A 15,903-nucleotide genomic window follows, 5' to 3' on the forward strand; every position below is an offset into this window, starting at 1 on the left:
CGGACCCGTCGGGTCCGGCGGGCGGGGTGGCGGCCGCCCCGGTCGGGACGGCCGTGGTCCACGTTCCCGGAGTGGGCACCGGTCCGCAGGTGGCGGATCGTTGCCGGGGGACGGCCGGGACCCGGCCGTCGCCTGTGCAGGAGCCGTCGGTCTTGCGACGCCGGCCTGGCAGCCCCGTGGCCCGGCGTCAGATCCGCCGGTGGTCGGCCGGGGTCAGCTTCGGTCCGAACGCCTGCTTCCGCTCACCCGAGAGCCCGATCAGCCGCACCACCCGCTGACGGTGCCCTGCCCAGGGCGCCAGCAGCCGCAGCATGCCGGCGTCGTCCGTGCGCCGACCCGTGAGCACCTGCCCCACGAACTGCGCCAGGTGGTAGTCGCCCACGGACACGATGTCCGCGGCGCCGTGGCTGCGCTGCAGGGCCTCGGCCGCCGTCCACGGCCCGATCCCGGGCACCCGCAGCAGCATCCGGGCCAGCCGGGCGGCCGCGGCCGCGTCCCCCGGCGGCGTCGCCTCGCCGAGGCGGTCCAGGGTCGACGCGCGGCGGGCCACCTCCAGCACCGCCCTCGACTGGGCGGGCTGCACCCAGGCGCGCGCATGCCAGTCCCAGGACGGCACGCGCAGCACCGCGTCCGGGGTCGGCGGCAGGAGCATGCCCGCCGGGGCGGGGCCGGGCGGCGTGGCGTCGTCGATCCGGTGGGACAGGCGCACGAGGGTGCGCCAGCCGTGCCGCGCCTGGTCGTGGGTGACCTTCTGCTCGAGCACCACCGTCATGAGCTGGCGGGCCAGCTGGCCGCCGGCCGGCAGGCGCAGGCCCGGCCGGCGTCGCCGGGCCTCCCGCACGTGCCAGGGGAGGACGGGCCGGCCCGAGTCGGGGGCGAGCAGCGTGTCGAAGGCGGCCCAGCCGTCGTCGTGCAGGCCCAGCAGGAGGTCTGCTCGGGCCGCCGCGAGCGCCGCGCCCGGGCCCCACGCGCGCGCCAGGACCCGCCCGCCGGCCTGCGGGGAGACCAGCAGCGTGGCGGGCAGGGTCCGGCCACGCCCGTCCGGCTCCCGGCGGGTCAGCCACACGCCCTCCGGGGCCGCCCGTACCGTGGGGTCCGCCGCGCCGCGCTGCAGGGGGCGCAGGGTGAGCGCCACGTCCACGGGCCCGGGGGGCTCCAGCAGGCGCGCGGCGTCGGGGTCGGTCATGGGGCGCACCGTACACGGCGCCCCGGACGCCGCACCGCGGGCCGGCGCCACATGGCCCCCGGTGTCCCGAGCCCGGCACGGCGTCCGCCCCCTCGCGTAGCGTGGTCACCGTGACTGACACGACCTCCTCCGCCCCCGGCGACCTGCGCTGCGCCCAGACCGTCCTCGACCTGATCGGGCACACCCCGCTCGTGAAGCTCAACCGTGTGACCGAGGGGGTGCAGGCCACCGTGCTCGTCAAGGTGGAGTACCTGAACCCCGGCGGCTCCGTGAAGGACCGCATCGCACTGCGCATGGTCGAGGCCGCGGAGCGGGACGGGAAGCTGGCCCCCGGCGGCACCGTGGTGGAGCCCACCTCCGGCAACACCGGCGTGGGCCTGGCGCTCGTGGCCCAGCAGAAGGGCTACCGGGCCGTGTTCGTCACCCCGGACAAGGTGGGCCAGGAGAAGCGCGACGTCCTCACGGCGTACGGCGCGGAGATCGTGGTGACCCCCACCGCCGTGGATCCGGCCTCGGAGGAGTCCTACTACGGCGTGGCGAACCGCCTGGAGCAGGAGATCCCCGGCGCCTACCAGCCCAACCAGTTCTTCAACCCGGCCGCCCCGGACTCGCACTACGAGACCACGGGCCCGGAGATCTGGCAGGACACCGCCGGGCGCGTGACCCACGTGGTGATCGGCGCCGGCACCGGCGGCACCATCACGGGAGTCGGCCGGTACCTGAAGGAGGTCTCGGCGGACCGTCCCTCCGGACCCGTGCGCGTGATCGGCGCGGACCCGGAGGGCTCCGTCTACTCCGGCGGCACCGGCCGCCCGTACTTCGTGGAGGGCGTCGGCGAGGACATCTGGGTGGGCAACTACGACCCGTCCGTGCCGGACGAGGTGATCGCCGTCTCCGACGACGAGGCGTTCGCCATGACCCGCCGCCTCGCCGCGGAGGAGGGCCTGCTGGTGGGCGGCTCCTCCGGCCTGGCCGTGGTGGCCGGCCTGCGTGTCGCGAAGGACCTGGGCCCGGACGACGTGATGGTGATCGTGCTCCCGGACTCCGGCCGCGGCTACCTGGCCAAGATCTTCAACGACGAGTGGATGGACGAGCGCGGCTTCCACCACGCCGAGCAGCCCACCGTGCTGCCCGGCTGGGCGCGCGGCCGCACCCGCTCCGCCGTGCCCGCCGCCCAGGACGGCGGGGACGGCCGCGAGGGCGCCGTCGGCGGTGCCGGCACGCCCGTCGAGGCGCTCGAGCAGGCGCGGGAGGAGACGCAGCACACCGTGGCGGACGCTTCCGCCCCCAGGACGACGCCGGCCGGCTCCCGCTGGGACGCCTCCCTCGCGGACGTGCTCGCGGACAAGGAGGACCTGTTCCCCGGCTCCGTGCCCACCCTCGTCACCGCGTCCCCGCAGACGACGGTGGCGGACGCCGTCGCCACCCTGAACCGGTACGGCGTGGACGGCCTGCCGGTGATCGCCGAGCCGCGCCACGACCTGCGCGTGGGCGAGGTGCGCGGCACCGTGTCCGCCGCCGCGCTCGCCGCCGGGCTCGCGGCCGGGCGCATCACCGGCGAGACCCCGGTGGGCGAGGCCATGGAGCCGGCGCTGCCCGGCGTCGGCGCCCGCACCGGTCTGCGCGCCGCCGCCCGCCGCCTCCAGGACGAGCGCACCCTGCTGGTCATGGACGCCGGCGTGGTGCAGGGCGTCGTGACGCTGCACGACGTCCTGGCCTACGTGACCGCCTGACCCGCACCCCGCCCCCGAACCCCGAGGAGGTCCCCTCGTGACCGAGCAGAACGTGAACGAGCAGCCCCATCCCACCGCCCCCGCCGCCGCGGCGGGCGACGCCGCCTCCGGGCCCCAGCAGGGCTTCGCCACCCGCGCCGTCCACGCCGGGCAGCACCTGGACGAGGTGTACGGGGCTGTGGTGCCCCCGCTGCACATCTCCAGCACCTACGCGCCCACGGCCATCGGCGAGCTGCGCCGCGGCTACGACTACGGCCGCGGCACGAATCCCACCCGTGACGCGCTCCAGGAGCAGCTCGCGGCCCTCGAGGCCGGAGTGGACGAGGACGGCACGCCGAGGGCCACCGGCCTGACGTTCGCCTCCGGCCTGGCGGCCGAGACCGCGCTCATCATGGGCGCCGGCGCGCCCGGCATGACCATCGTGATGGGCAACGACGTCTACGGCGGCTCCTACCGGCTGATCTCGAAGGTCCTCGCCCCGTGGGGCGTGCGGCACGCCGTGGTGGACATGGCGGACGCGGACCGGGTGGCCGCCGCCGTCGAGCAGGCCGCGGGGGAGGGGCCCGTGATGGTGTGGCTGGAGACCCCCTCCAACCCCATGATGAAGGTCTCCGACATCGCCGCGGTGGCGGACGTGGCTCACGCCCACGGCGCCCTGCTGGTCGTGGACAACACCTTCGCCACCCCGTACCTGCAGAACCCGATCGCCCTCGGCGCGGACGTGGTGGTGCACTCCACCACCAAGTACATCGGCGGGCACTCGGACGTGATCGGCGGTGCGCTCGTGATCCCGGACGCGGAGCTCGCCGAGAAGGTGAAGTTCCAGCAGTTCGCGGCCGGCGCCGTCAACGGCCCGTTCGACGCGTACCTCACCACGCGGGGGCTCAAGACCCTGGGCGTGCGCATGGACCGCCACCAGGCCAACGCCCAGGCGATCGCCGAGTGGCTCACCGGCCGGGCCGGCGTCGCGCAGGTGCTGTACCCGGGCCTGCCGGACCACCCCGGGCACGAGCTGGCGAAGACCCAGATGCGCGGCTTCGGCGGCATGGTGTCCGTCCGGTTCACCGGCGGCGCCGCGGCGGCCAAGCGGGTCGCCGAGGCCACCCGCCTGTTCCAGCTCGCCGAGTCCCTCGGCGGCATCGAGTCCCTGATGAACTACCCCGCGGAGATGACCCATGCTTCCGTGGCCGGCACCGAGCTGGCCGTCCCGAACGACCTCGTGCGCCTGTCCGTGGGCATCGAGGACGCCACGGATCTGATCGCGGACCTGGACCGGGCCATCGGCTCGCTCTGACCCCTCCTCGGTGGCGTACGGTGAAGTGATGAGCATCACCGCCTATATCAACGCCCATGTCGTCCCCGTGACCGCCGAGCCCTTCGACGGCACCCTGATCGTGGAGGACGGGAGGATCACCGCCCTCGGCCCGGACGTCGAGGCCCCCGCCGGGGCCGAGACGATCGACTGTGAGGGCCGGTGGCTGCTGCCCGGCTTCGTGGACGCGCACGTTCACCTGGGCATGCACGCCGAGGGCGAGGTCGGCGCCACCGCCGACGTCAACGAGATGACGGACCCGGTCATGGCCGGCGTCCGCGCGATCGACGCGATCGATCCGAACGAGCCCGGCTGGCGGGACGCCCTCGCCGGCGGCGTCACCACCGTCAACGTCAACCCCGGCTCCGGCAACCCGATCGGCGGGCAGGCCGTGGCCTTGCACACCCACGGCCGCACGGTGGACGAGATGGTCCTGCGCAGCCCCTCCGGACTGAAGTCGGCCCTCGGCGAGAACCCCAAGAACGTCTACAAGGAGAAGGGCCGGACCCCCTCCACCCGCCTGGGCACCGCGCTCGTGATCCGCCAGGCGTTCCAGAAGGCGCAGGGGTACATGGCGCGCCGCGCCGAGGCCGAGGCCGAGGGCAAGCCCTTCACCCGGGACCCCCACATGGAGGCCCTCGCCCTGGTGCTCGAGAAGAAGATCCCGTGGCGCCAGCACTGCCACCGCACGGACGACGTGGCCACCGCGCTGCGCCTGGCCGACGAGTTCGGCTACGACCTGGTCCTGGACCACGGCACCGAGGCGCACCCGATCGCGGACGTGCTCGCCGAGCGGGGCGTGCCCGTGCTGATCGGCCCCCTGTTCACCACGAAGTCCAAGCCGGAGCTGCGCGGGCGCTCGCTGCGCAACCCCGGCCGCCTGGCCCGCGCCGGCGTGGAGATCAGCATCATCACCGACCACCCGGTGATCCCGATCGACTTCCTCGTCTACCAGGCCGCGCTCGCGGTGAAGGAGGGCCTGGACCGGGACATCGCCCTGCGCGCCATCACGATCAACCCCGCGACGGTGCTCGGCCTCGACGGCCGCCTCGGGTCCCTCGAGACCGGCAAGGACGCGGACCTCGTCCTGTGGACCGGAGACCCGCTGGACGTCATGCAGCGCGCCCTGCGCGTGTGGATCGGCGGGCGGCAGGTCATGGAGTACGACGTCGACGCCCACCGGCCCGTGGTCGCCCCGGCCCGCCCTGTGGAGGACTGAGCGCTCAGCGGCGCACGCGGGAGCGCACGGGCGGCAGCCACAGGAGCACCGCGCCGAGCGCCATGACCAGGCCCAGCACGAGGAACAGCGCGTTGGGCCGGGTCGCCGCGGGGATGGCCAGCAGCACCGCGACGGTGGTGAGGGTGGAGATCGCCGAGCGGCGGCGGCGCAGGAGCCCGATCCAGCCCCACAGGGTGACGAGCGCGAGGGCGATCAGCACGCCGCCGAGGGTGTACTGGCCCGTGGCACCGCCGAGCGGGCCGACGGACTCCAGGCCGGTGAGCGGGTCGATGACCCTGCCGCCGCGGGCCTCCGCCCGGAGCCCGTTGGCGATGAACGTCCCGCCCAGGGCGGCCAGCAGCAGGCCCACGGCCAGCCACCACACGCGGGTCAGGCGCAGCAGCGGGTGGACGCGCCCGGCCTCGGCCGCGTCCCGTTCCTCGAGCTCGCGCGCCCGGCTCTCCCGCCGCTGCGCCCGCTGGGCCTCGTCCTCCTCCCGGACGCGGGTGCTCACCTCGGCGAGGCGCTCGGCGTCCCTCGCCTGCCCCTCGCGGAAGGCGCGTCCTGCCTCCCCGGCGGCGTGGCCCACGCGCTCGCGCACGGGCCCGACCCGCTCGGCGGCCTGCGCGGCGCGGTCCTTGAGGCCGGGCCGGTCCGCGGAGGGGGTGCGCCGAGCTCGCTCGTCACGTTCGGCGGTCTGGTTCTCACGGAAGGCCCGGGCGGCGCGGCCGGCGGCGCGGGCGATGCGGTCGCTGCTGTTCTCTGGCACGGCCCGAGCCTAACGGGCACGCCGCCCCCGGGGCCCGGGGCGGTCCGCGCGGCGGGGTGGGCGAGCGCACACCCGGCGAGGGCCGGGGGAGGCGGGACGTCGCGTAGACTGGGCGGACCGGATCCGGTCATTTCCCCCTGTGTTGAAGAGCGTGGACGCGTGAGCCATGCCGTTGGATGCAGATGTCGTGCAGATGTGTGTGAGGGGTCGCGAACGTCGCGGCCCGCGGGGGTTCTCCGGCTGGACGGTGCACCATTCCCAGCAGCCCCCGCGCCCCACGACGACGACCCGCGACCGTCGTCCTGGCGCGCGCCTGCGCATCCCCAGGAGGACGTCATGACGACCCAGAACGAGACCACCACCCCCGCCCCCGTGGAGGACCCCGAGCTCGTGGAGACCGAGGCCGAGGTCGATGCCGACGTCGAGACCCCCGAGCCCGCCGGCCCCACCTTCCTCTCCCTCGGCCTGGACGCCCGCGTGCTGGCCGCCGTCGAGGACCTCGGCTACGAGCGCCCCTCGCCCATCCAGGAGGCCACGATCCCGCTGCTGCTCGAGGGCCGCGACGTCGTCGGCCTGGCGCAGACCGGCACGGGCAAGACCGGCGCGTTCGCGCTGCCGGCGCTGTCCCGGCTCGCCGAGATCCAGGACGTCAACGGCCGCTCCGGCGCCCCGCAGATCCTGGCGTTGGCCCCCACCCGCGAGCTCGCCATCCAGGTGGCCGAGGCCTTCGACACCTACGCCAAGCACCTCGACGACGTGTCCGTGCTGGCCGTCTACGGCGGCTCGCCGTACGGCCCGCAGCTGTCGGCCCTGCGCCGCGGCGCCCAGGTCATCGTCGGCACCCCCGGCCGCGTGATCGACCACATCGAGCGCGGCTCCCTCGACCTGTCCCAGCTGCAGACCCTCGTCCTGGACGAGGCGGACGAGATGCTGCGCATGGGCTTCGCGGAGGAGGTGGACAAGATCCTCGCGGAGACCCCGAAGGGCAAGCAGACCGCGCTGTTCTCCGCCACCATGCCCCCGGCCATCCGCCGCATCTCCGCGCAGTACCTGAACGACCCGGAGGAGGTGGCGACGGCCCGCCAGTCCACCACCGGCACCAACATCCGGCAGCGGTACGTGCAGGTCGCGCACCAGTGGAAGTTCGAGGCCATGACGCGCATCCTCGAGACCGAGGACCACGAGGGCGTCATCGCCTTCGTGCGCACCCGCGCCGGCACGGACGAGCTCGCCCAGCGCCTGAACCAGGCGGGCTTCTCCGCGGTCGCCATCTCCGGCGACGTCGCGCAGAAGCAGCGCGAGAAGACCGTGGAGGACCTCAAGTCCGGGCGCGTGGACATCCTGGTGGCCACCGACGTCGCCGCCCGCGGCCTGGACGTGGAGCGCATCTCCCACGTGGTGAACTACGACATCCCCCAGGACGCCGAGTCCTACGTGCACCGCATCGGCCGCACCGGCCGCGCCGGCCGCACCGGCGACGCGGTGCTGTTCATGACCCCGCGCGAGCGCTTCCTGCTCAAGCAGATCGAGCGCACCACCCGCCAGTCGGTCGAGGAGATGCAGGTGCCCACCGTGGCGCAGGTCAACCAGGCCCGCCAGAAGGCCGTGGTCGCCTCGATCTCCCGCACCCTCGAGGAGGCCGACCGCGGCGATCTCGACACCTTCGAGGCGCTCGTCACGGAGTACGTGGACGAGCACGGCGTCAGCGCCGCCCGCGCCGCCGCGGCCCTGGCCCTGATGGCCCAGGGCGGCCGTCCGCTGCTCACCCCGGACCAGGAGATCCCCCAGGGCGGCGGCCGTGGTCGCCGCGACCGCGACGACCGTCCCGAGCGCGGCGGCCGCGGCGACCGGGCGGAGCGCCCCGAGCGCGACGGCGACGGTCGCGGCTCGCGCGGTCCGCGCCGCGAGCCGGCCGCCGGCAACGCGACCTACTGGATCGCCGTGGGCCACCAGGACCGCGTGCGCCCCGGCAACATCGTGGGCGCCCTCGCCAACGAGGTGGGCCTGCCGGCCTCCGCGATCGGCGCGATCGACCTGCGCGGCAACCACTCGCTCGTCGAGCTGCCCGCCGACCTGACCCCCGCCCAGCTGGAGGCCGCCGCGAACACCGAGATCGGCGGTCGCCGCCTGGGGCTGCGCAAGGACACCGGCCGCCCCACCCGCCAGGAGCGCGACGGCGGCCACGACGGCGAGCGCGGCGGGTTCCGCAAGGAGCGCGACGGGTTCCGGAAGGACCGGGAGGACCGTGGCGGCTTCCGGAAGAACCGGGAGGACCGCGGCGGCTTCCGCAAGGAGCGCGAGGAGCGCGGCGGATTCCGCTCCGACCGGGCCGGCCGCGGCGCCGGGCGCAAGCCGCGCTGGGGCGCCGAGGACCGCCGGGATCGCGGCCCGCGCCGCTGACCCGCTGCCCGGGAGATCGGGGCCGTGGCGGTCCGTCGGCGTGTGCCGCAAGTCGCCACGGCCCCGATTTTGCATCCGGGTGGAACGTGGTGTACAGTCTTACCTCGTTGCCCCGATAGCTCAGTGGTAGAGCGCCATCTTGGTAAGATGGAGGTCCCGGGATCGATTCCCGGTCGGGGCTCTGACGTGAGAGCCCGTTCTCTCGGCTTGCGCCGCGAGCGCGGGCGTTCTCATGTCGTGGCGGCGTAGCTCAGCTGGTTAGAGCGCACGACTCATAATCGTGAGGTCGAGGGATCGAGTCCCTCCGCCGCTACCACCAGGCGGAGGCCCGGACCAGTCGGTCCGGGCCTTCGTCGTCCCCCGGGCCCGGGCGTCCCGCGGGGCTCCCTAGACTGGCCCCATGTCCCGTCCCTCCCGCCCCCCGGCCTCCTCCGACGCCCGCCCCGGCTTCGTCTCCCCGTGGGAGAACGGCTCGCCCGTGTACCGCCGGATGGTGCTGGCGGGCTCGGGGCTGTTCCTCCTGGGGATCGTCCTGTCCGTGGTCGGCGCTCTGACCGAGCGGCTGCCGCTGTCCTGGGCGGCGCTGGCGATCCTCGCCGTCGGGGTCCTGGTGCATCTGACCGCGCAGACGGTGCGCCTGCGGGAGGCCGGCCGTCGGCAGGCCGAGGGGGAGCGCGGCCGGTCCCGCTGACGCAACCGGCCCGACCGATAGGCTGGGGCCCCGCCCGCCGCACGGGTCGGCGGACCCCTCGAGACCCAGGAGCACGCGTGAGCGACCCCCAGACCCTCGCCGGGCGCACCTATCCGCCGGCGCCCCCGTACCAGGTCGGCCGTGAGGCCGTGCGCGCGTTCGCGGACGCCGTGCAGGCCCGGCATCCCGCCCACCACGACGTCGAGGCCGCCCGCGCTCTCGGGCACGCCGACGTCGTCGCGCCCCCCACGTTCGCCGTGGTCGTGGCCCAGCGCGCCGAGGCGGCCGTGGTGGCGGACCCCGAGGCGGGGATCGACTTCTCCCGCGTGGTGCACGCGGACGAGCGCTTCGTCCACCACCGGCCGATCGTCGCGGGGGACGAGCTGACCGGCACCGTCCGCATCCACGCGGTCAAGGAGCTCGGCGGCAACCGGATGGTCACCACCGTCACGGAGATCACCGACGCCGGCGGCGCCCCCGTCGCCGACGTCACGTCCACCCTGCTGGTCCGGGGAGAGGAGTCCTGATGAGCGAGTCCACCGCCGCCCGTCCCGTCCTGGCCGAGCTGGAGAAGGGGCAGGCCATCGGCTCCCGCCGGGTCCCGCTGACCCGTGCGGACCTGATCGCCTACGCCGCCGCCTCGGGAGACCACAACCCCATCCACTGGAACCAGACCTTCGCCGAGTCGGTCGGCCTGCCGGGTGTGATCGCCCACGGCATGCTCACCATGGGCGCTGCCGTGCAGCTGGTCACCGACTGGGCGGGGGACCCGGGCGCCGTCGTGGACTACCAGACCCGCTTCACCGCCATGGTCCCGGTCGAGGACACCACGGGCCGCATCGGCGACGACGGCGCGCCCGTGCCCGGGTCCGTCCTGGAGGTCTCGGGCGTCGTGGGCGCGGTGGACGCCGCGGCCGGGACGGTGCGGATCGACCTCACCGTGAACGACCCCGCACAGGACAAGCCCCGCGTTCTGACGAAGGCGCAGGCCGTGGTGCGCCTGGCGGAGCCCGAGGAGACCGAGGAGGAGCACGCGTGAGCGAGCGCCTGGCCGACCACACCACCACCCGCGTCGGCGGGCCCGCCCGCGCGTGGGTGACCGCCCGCACCGAGGCCGAGGCCCTCGAGGCCGTGCGCGCCGCGGACGCCGCCGGCGACCCCCTGTTCGTCCTCGGGGGCGGCTCCAACACCCTGATGGCGGACGCCGGCTTCGACGGCACCGTCGTGCGTCTGGCCTTCGACGGGATCGAGGTGCTCCGCGAGGACGGCGGGGACGTCCTCGTCCGCGTGGCCGCCGGCCACGCCTGGGACGAGGCCGTGGCCTGGACCGTGGAGCAGGGCCTCGGCGGGGTCGAGGCGCTCTCCGGGATCCCCGGATCCGCGGGCGCCACCCCCGTCCAGAACGTCGGGGCGTACGGGGCGGACGTGTCCCAGGTGCTCGTGTCCCTGCGCGCGTGGGACCGGCAGGCCCCCGGGGGAGGGGCCGTGGTGGAGCTGGGCGCGGACGAGCTGCGCTTCGGGTACCGCGACTCGATCATCAAGCGCTCGATGGTGGAGGGCGGCGCCCCGAGTCCGCGGTGGATCGTCCTCTCGATCGACCTGCGTCTGCGCCGCGCCGCCGCCGGCGCCGAGCCCACGGCCCCCGTGCGCTACGCCCAGCTGGCCCGGGCCCTCGGCGTGGAGGAGGGCTCGCACGCCACCCTGCGGACCGTCCGGGAGCAGGTGCTGGCGCTGCGTGCGTCCAAGGGCATGGTGTGGGACGAGGCGGACCGGGACACGTGGTCCACCGGCTCCTACTTCACCAATCCCATCGTCCCCGCCGCGGTGCGCGCGTCCCTGCCGGAGGGCGCCCCGGCGTTCGCCGCCGGCACCGCCGAGGACGGCACGGAACTCGTGAAGCTGTCGGCCGCGTGGCTGATCGACCACGCCGGCTTCGGCAAGGGCTTCGGCCTGCCGGACGCGGAACCCCGCGAGGGGGACGTGGACGGCCGCGGCCCGGACGGCGCCGGCCTGGCCGGGGGCCGCGCGTCGCTGTCCACCAAGCACACGCTCGCCGTGACCAACCGGGGGGACGCGTCCACGGAGGACGTGCTCACCATCGCACGCGCGGTGCGGGACGGGGTGAAGGCCCGCTACGGCGTGGACCTGCACCACGAGCCGATGATCATCGGCACCGCCCTCTGACCCCACCCCCCCGTTTTCGTTCGGGAAACGGCGCACCCCGGGGCGTTTTCGTTCGGGAAACAGCACGTCCGGCCGGCCAATGGCACCGTTTCGCGAACGAAAACGTGCATTGCGCCGCCGTTTCCCGAACGAAAGCGCCGGGGGGTCAGAGGTTGCCGGTCGCGATCATGAGCATGCGGCGCAGCGGCTCCGCGGCGCCCCACAGCAGCTGGTCGCCCACCGTGAACGCCGAGAGGTACTCCGGGCCCATCTTCATCTTCCGCAGCCGCCCCACGGGGATCTGCAGGGTGCCGGAGGCGGCCACCGGGGTGAGGTCGCGCATCGACGCCTCCTTCTCGTTCGGCACCACCTGCGCCCACGCGGTGCCGTTCGCCACGATCTCGGTGATCTCGTCGATCGGCACGTCCCGGGTGAGCTTGAGGGTCAGCGCCTGGGAGTGGGAGCGCATGGCGCCCACGCGCACGCACAGCGAGTCGAACGGGATGCGCTCCTCCCCGCGCAGGCCGAGCACCTTGTTGGTCTCGTCGTAGGCCTTCTGCTCCTCGCGGGACACGCCGTTCCCGAGGTCCGCGTCGATCCACGGGATGAGTGAGCCCCCCAGGGGCACCCCGAAGCGGCTGGCGTCCAGTCCGCCGCGCTGCAGCTCGGTGACCTTGCGGTCGATCTCGAGGATCGCCGACGACGGGTCCGCCAGCTCCTCCGCCACGACGCCGCCCAGGGCGGCGTACTGGGTCAGCAGCTCCCGCATGTGCTGGGCGCCGCCGCCGGAGGCCGCCTGGTAGGTCATGGCGGTGCCCCACTCCACGAGCCCCTCGCGGAACAGCCCGCCCAGGCCCATGAGCATGCAGGACACGGTGCAGTTGCCGCCGATGAACTCCTTCACGCCGCCGGCCAGGGCCGCGTCGATCACGGGGCGGTTCACCGGGTCCAGCACGATCACGGAGGAGTCCTCCATGCGCAGGGTGGAGGCGGCGTCGATCCAGATCCCGTCCCAGCCGGCGGCGCGCAGCCGCGGGTACACGTCCTTCGTGTAGTCGCCGCCCTGGGCGGTCACGATGATCGGCAGGGCCTTCAGCACGTCCACGTCGAAGGCGTCCTGCAGGGCGCCGGGGTCCCCGGCCATGCCGTCGAAGGTCGGCGCGGGCCCGCCCGCGGCGGAGGTGGAGAAGAAGACGGGCCGGATCCGGGCGAAGTCGCCCTCCTCGGCCATGCGCTGCATCAGGACGGAGCCCACCATGCCGCGCCAGCCCACGATGCCCACGGTGGGCACGGCGGCCGGGTCGGCGGCGGTCACGGCGGCGGAGGCGGTGTCAGTCATGCCGTCCAGGCTACCGGTCGCCCGTCAGCGGCCGCGGGACCTCTTCCGCCGGTTCCAGGTGATGAGACCGCCCACCGCGGACAGCTGCGTGAGGACCAGCAGGAACACCAGACCGCCCACCGTCTTCCCCTGCAGCACGAGGATCAGGCCCAGCACGGCGCACGCGAACGCGAGCACCGGGAACGCCACGAGCGCCAGGAACGTCAGGGCCTGCGGGGTGAGCAGGCCGGGACCGTCGTCGTTCATGCGTCCCTCTCCCAGCGTTCGAAGCGATGCCGCAGGCCGTTGGAGGCGGTGTGCCAGTCGTCCGGGGCGGGGTCCGCCCCGACCAGGTGCCAGCGCGCGTCCAGGGCGGGAGCGTGGGTGTCGCCGTCGGCGTCCGTGTCGATCACGGTGACCTCGGCGAGCGTGGCCACGTCCAGGGCCTGCTCATAGAGGGTCGCCCCGCCGATCACCCACACCAGGTCCAGGCCGTCGGCCTCGTCGGCGGCGGCCAGGGCCGCGCCGAAGTCGGGGACGACGACGGCGCCCGCCGTCCGCGCGTCGGGCCCGTCCTCCGCCAGTGCGGCGAGGGTGCGGGAGACCACGATGTTGGTGCGCCCGGGCAGGGGGCGGAAGCGCGCGGGGAAGGACTCCCACGTGCGTCGGCCCATGATCACGGGGTGGCCGAGGGTGCGCGCCTTGAAGTGGGCGAGGTCCTCAGGCAGGTGCCAGGGCATGGTCCCGTCCCGGCCGATCACCCGCTCGGGGGTCTGCGCCCAGATCATGCCGACGGTCTGGCGGGGCGCGGCGTCGCGGGGGCCCATCAGACGGCTACCGGGGCGGAGATGGCGGGGTGGTGGCGGTAGTCGAGGACCTCGATGTCCTCGTACTCGTAGTCGAAGATCGACGCCGGGGTCCGGCGCAGCCGCAGCCGCGGGTACGGGTACGGCTCCCGGGAGAGCTGCTCGCGCACCTGGTCCTCGTGGTTGGCGTAGATGTGGCAGTCCCCGCCGGTCCAGATCAGCTCGCCGGGGGTCAGGCCCGTCTGCTCGGCGACCATCACGGTGAGCAGGGCATACGAGGCGATGTTGAACGGCACCCCGAGGAAGAGGTCCGCCGAGCGCTGGTACAGCTGGCAGGACAGGCGGCCGGGGCCGCCGTCGGGGTCCGGGGTGACGTGGAACTGGAAGAGCGCGTGGCAGGGCGGCAGGGCCATCTCGTCCACCTCGGCCGGGTTCCACGCCGTCACGATGTGTCGGCGCGAGTGCGGGTTCGCGCGGATCTGCTCGACGACCCTCGCGATCTGGTCGATGTGCCCGCCGTCGGGGGTGGGCCAGGACCGCCACTGCACGCCGTAGACGGGGCCGAGCTCGCCGTCCTCGTCCGCCCACTCGTCCCAGATGGTGACCCCGCGCTCCTGGAGCCAGCGCACGTTGGACTCGCCGCGCAGGAACCACAGCAGCTCGAGGGCCACGGACCGGAAGTGCACCCGCTTGGTGGTGATCAGCGGGAACGACTCGGCGAGGTCGAAGCGCAGCTGCCGCCCGAACACGCTGCGCGTGCCCGTGCCGGTGCGGTCGGTCGTGACGGCGCCGTTCTCCAGGACGTCGGCCAGCAGGTCCTCGTAGGGGGTGGGGATGCTCACCCGCGCCACTCTAGTCAGGACGGCGGGCGTCCAGCTCGTCCCGCACCGCGCTGTGGATCCGGTCGGTGTCCCAGCCCGCGGCGACGGCGGCGCGCACGGCCTGGGCCAGCGCCGCCCGCACCTCGTCCGCGGCGGGGGCGGGCGGGGAGTCCGCCACGCGGGTGCCGCGGCCGCGGAGGGTCCGCACGACGCCGGCCGCCTCCAACTGCCGGTACGCGCGCGCCACGGTGCCCGGCGCGATCCCGAGGTCCTGGGCCAGGGCGCGCACCGACGGCAGGGGGGCGCCCGGCGCCAGGTGCCCGGTCTGCACGAGGGCCGTGACGCCGGCCCGGATCTGCTCGAACGGCGGCACGGCCGAGCGCAGGTCCACCTCCAGTGCCGGTTCGCGCGCCGGCGTGGGGCCCGGGCCGCTCACGGCCGGTCCGTCCGCAGCACCCGCAGCGCCCGGGGCCGCCAGAGCACCAGGACCACCATGACGGTGAGGGTGAGCCACGGGCCCGCGGTGCCGAGGGCCTCGATCACGCGGGCCGCCCCACCCAGTGGCAGGGCGGACGGGTGGTCCGGAACGAACCGGGCGAGGACGTCTCGGGCGTCGCGGGAGGCGATGACCGCGTTGGCGGCGGCGACGATCAGCAGCCACAGCATCCACAGGCCCGTGCGCAGCATCCGGTGCGCGGCGACCTCGCGGGCGGCCCGGTCCTGCGCCGGGGTGAGCCCCTCGACGGCCCGCCGCCGGGCGGCTGCGCTCACCCCGGCGAGGACGGCCGCCAGGGTGGCCGCCCAGGCCAGCGCGAACCAGGGCAGCAGCTCGCGGCCTGCGGCGGTGGCGTGGTGGGCGAGCACGTCCGGGTCGGGGGTGCCCCGCCGCTCCACCGGCTCGATGAGCATCGGCGTGCTCGGCTCGGCGGCCAGCACGGCGAGCACCGCCACCAGTGCCGCCGTCAGCACCGCCGCTGCGAGGGCTGGGTCCCGCGGCACCAGCCGCCCGGCGGACCGGGGAGCCAGCGAGGCCCGCCGCACCACGCCCCGCGGCTCCGGGAACGTCAGCTGTCCTACCACGTGGACGGCCGCCACCATGAGCGGCCCGGCGAGCGAAAGCAGCCACGGACCCCACGCGGCCCACAGGGTCACGTCCACGGTCATCCACCCGCCGGCGTGCTCGGTCACCTGCCCGTTCGGGTCCGCGTGCAGGGTGCTGAAGATCAGCTGGTCGAGGCCGCCGGCGAACACCGTGAAGAAGAGGGCGGCCACCGCAGTGACGAGCCCGTGGATCCGCACGCCGCGCAGGGCGTCGGCGTGCAGCCGCCCCGAGGTGCGCAGGACGGCGTACACCACCGTCAGGACGAGGGCGGTGAACAGCGGGACGATGAGGGCGAATCCGGTCATGCGGGCCTCCGGGAGGACGGGGTCGGGCGGTCCCGACGCGTGTCACTGTATCAACACGCAGATACACCTGCCAGGGGT

General features: G+C 74.7%; 16 protein-coding genes and 2 tRNA genes. 10 read left to right on the plus strand and 8 right to left on the minus strand.

The window, feature by feature from the left end; genetic code table 11:
• Window positions 1-187: 187 nt before the first annotated feature.
• Window positions 188-1,186, minus strand: coding sequence for a DNA glycosylase family protein (locus BJ976_RS02260; protein WP_135028854.1), 999 nt, complete (start codon window positions 1,184-1,186; stop codon window positions 188-190).
• Window positions 1,187-1,329: 143 nt separating this feature from the next.
• On the opposite strand from BJ976_RS02260, the gene BJ976_RS02265 reads away from it, so the two are divergent.
• Genes BJ976_RS02265 through BJ976_RS02275 form a run of 3 tightly spaced genes read left to right on the plus strand, consistent with a single transcriptional unit; the run spans window position 1,330 to window position 5,450 of the window.
• Window positions 1,330-2,919 carry a pyridoxal-phosphate dependent enzyme gene (locus BJ976_RS02265; protein ID WP_135028929.1) on the plus strand — a complete coding sequence of 530 codons (1,590 nt, stop codon included), beginning with the start codon at window positions 1,330-1,332 and terminating at the stop codon, window positions 2,917-2,919.
• A 37-nt stretch (window positions 2,920-2,956) separates the two neighbouring features.
• Window positions 2,957-4,213: a cystathionine gamma-synthase gene (locus tag BJ976_RS02270; protein ID WP_135028852.1), complete on the plus strand. Its 1,257-nt coding sequence runs from the start codon at window positions 2,957-2,959 to the stop codon at window positions 4,211-4,213.
• A gap of 28 nt (window positions 4,214-4,241) precedes the next feature.
• Window positions 4,242-5,450, plus strand: a complete 1,209-nt coding sequence (locus BJ976_RS02275) for an amidohydrolase (RefSeq protein WP_135028850.1) — start codon at window positions 4,242-4,244, stop codon at window positions 5,448-5,450.
• A 4-nt stretch (window positions 5,451-5,454) separates the two neighbouring features.
• Here the strand turns inward: BJ976_RS02275 and BJ976_RS02280 are convergent, their stop codons facing one another.
• Window positions 5,455-6,219: a hypothetical protein gene (locus tag BJ976_RS02280; protein WP_221419384.1), complete on the minus strand. Its 765-nt coding sequence runs from the start codon at window positions 6,217-6,219 to the stop codon at window positions 5,455-5,457.
• 336 nt (window positions 6,220-6,555) lie between these two features.
• Here BJ976_RS02280 and BJ976_RS02285 point away from each other — a divergent pair, with 336 nt between their 5' ends.
• From BJ976_RS02285 to BJ976_RS02315, 7 genes are all read left to right on the plus strand, one after another.
• Window positions 6,556-8,619: a DEAD/DEAH box helicase gene (locus BJ976_RS02285; protein ID WP_135028848.1), complete on the plus strand. Its 2,064-nt coding sequence runs from the start codon at window positions 6,556-6,558 to the stop codon at window positions 8,617-8,619.
• A gap of 109 nt (window positions 8,620-8,728) precedes the next feature.
• A tRNA-Thr gene (locus BJ976_RS02290) sits at window positions 8,729-8,800 on the plus strand.
• Between the two features lie 58 nt (window positions 8,801-8,858).
• Window positions 8,859-8,935: transfer RNA gene (locus BJ976_RS02295), tRNA-Met, on the plus strand.
• 84 nt (window positions 8,936-9,019) lie between these two features.
• Window positions 9,020-9,310: a hypothetical protein gene (locus BJ976_RS02300; protein WP_135028846.1), complete on the plus strand. Its 291-nt coding sequence runs from the start codon at window positions 9,020-9,022 to the stop codon at window positions 9,308-9,310.
• 77 nt (window positions 9,311-9,387) lie between these two features.
• Window positions 9,388-9,837: an FAS1-like dehydratase domain-containing protein gene (locus BJ976_RS02305; protein ID WP_167736903.1), complete on the plus strand. Its 450-nt coding sequence runs from the start codon at window positions 9,388-9,390 to the stop codon at window positions 9,835-9,837.
• A complete protein-coding gene (locus tag BJ976_RS02310; protein ID WP_135028844.1) occupies window positions 9,837-10,349 on the plus strand; it encodes a MaoC/PaaZ C-terminal domain-containing protein in 513 nt (170 codons plus the stop codon). Before BJ976_RS02305 ends, BJ976_RS02310 begins: the two co-directional genes overlap by 1 nt.
• Window positions 10,346-11,494 (plus strand): UDP-N-acetylmuramate dehydrogenase, encoded by a 1,149-nt coding sequence (locus tag BJ976_RS02315; protein WP_135028842.1) that lies wholly within the window; start codon window positions 10,346-10,348, stop codon window positions 11,492-11,494. Before BJ976_RS02310 ends, BJ976_RS02315 begins: the two co-directional genes overlap by 4 nt.
• A 145-nt stretch (window positions 11,495-11,639) precedes the next feature.
• On the opposite strand, the gene asd is transcribed toward BJ976_RS02315, so the two are convergent.
• From asd to BJ976_RS02345, 6 genes are read right to left on the minus strand one after another with little or no spacing between them, the layout of a single operon-like run.
• Window positions 11,640-12,812: an aspartate-semialdehyde dehydrogenase gene (asd, locus tag BJ976_RS02320; RefSeq protein ID WP_135028840.1), complete on the minus strand. Its 1,173-nt coding sequence runs from the start codon at window positions 12,810-12,812 to the stop codon at window positions 11,640-11,642.
• A 24-nt stretch (window positions 12,813-12,836) separates the two neighbouring features.
• Window positions 12,837-13,058, minus strand: coding sequence for an NF038396 family protein (locus tag BJ976_RS02325; RefSeq protein ID WP_135028838.1), 222 nt, complete (start codon window positions 13,056-13,058; stop codon window positions 12,837-12,839).
• Window positions 13,055-13,579: a dihydrofolate reductase gene (locus tag BJ976_RS02330; RefSeq protein ID WP_229667415.1), complete on the minus strand. Its 525-nt coding sequence runs from the start codon at window positions 13,577-13,579 to the stop codon at window positions 13,055-13,057. Before BJ976_RS02330 ends, BJ976_RS02325 begins: the two co-directional genes overlap by 4 nt.
• Window positions 13,580-13,617: 38 nt before the next feature.
• The gene (locus BJ976_RS02335; protein WP_135028834.1) at window positions 13,618-14,448 is read right to left on the minus strand and encodes a thymidylate synthase; all 831 of its coding nucleotides are present in this window, start codon (window positions 14,446-14,448) and stop codon (window positions 13,618-13,620) included.
• 1 nt (window position 14,449) lies between these two features.
• On the minus strand, window positions 14,450-14,854 hold the full coding sequence (locus BJ976_RS02340; protein WP_167736902.1) for a GntR family transcriptional regulator: 405 nt from the start codon (window positions 14,852-14,854) through the stop codon (window positions 14,450-14,452).
• Window positions 14,851-15,825: a hypothetical protein gene (locus BJ976_RS02345; RefSeq protein ID WP_135028830.1), complete on the minus strand. Its 975-nt coding sequence runs from the start codon at window positions 15,823-15,825 to the stop codon at window positions 14,851-14,853. The genes BJ976_RS02340 and BJ976_RS02345 overlap by 4 nt, the downstream gene beginning before the upstream one ends.
• Window positions 15,826-15,903 lie beyond the last annotated feature (78 nt).

Origin of the sequence: Micrococcus flavus (assembly GCF_014204815.1) — a bacterium.
Taxonomy (GTDB): Bacteria; Actinomycetota; Actinomycetes; order Actinomycetales; family Micrococcaceae; genus Micrococcus; species Micrococcus flavus.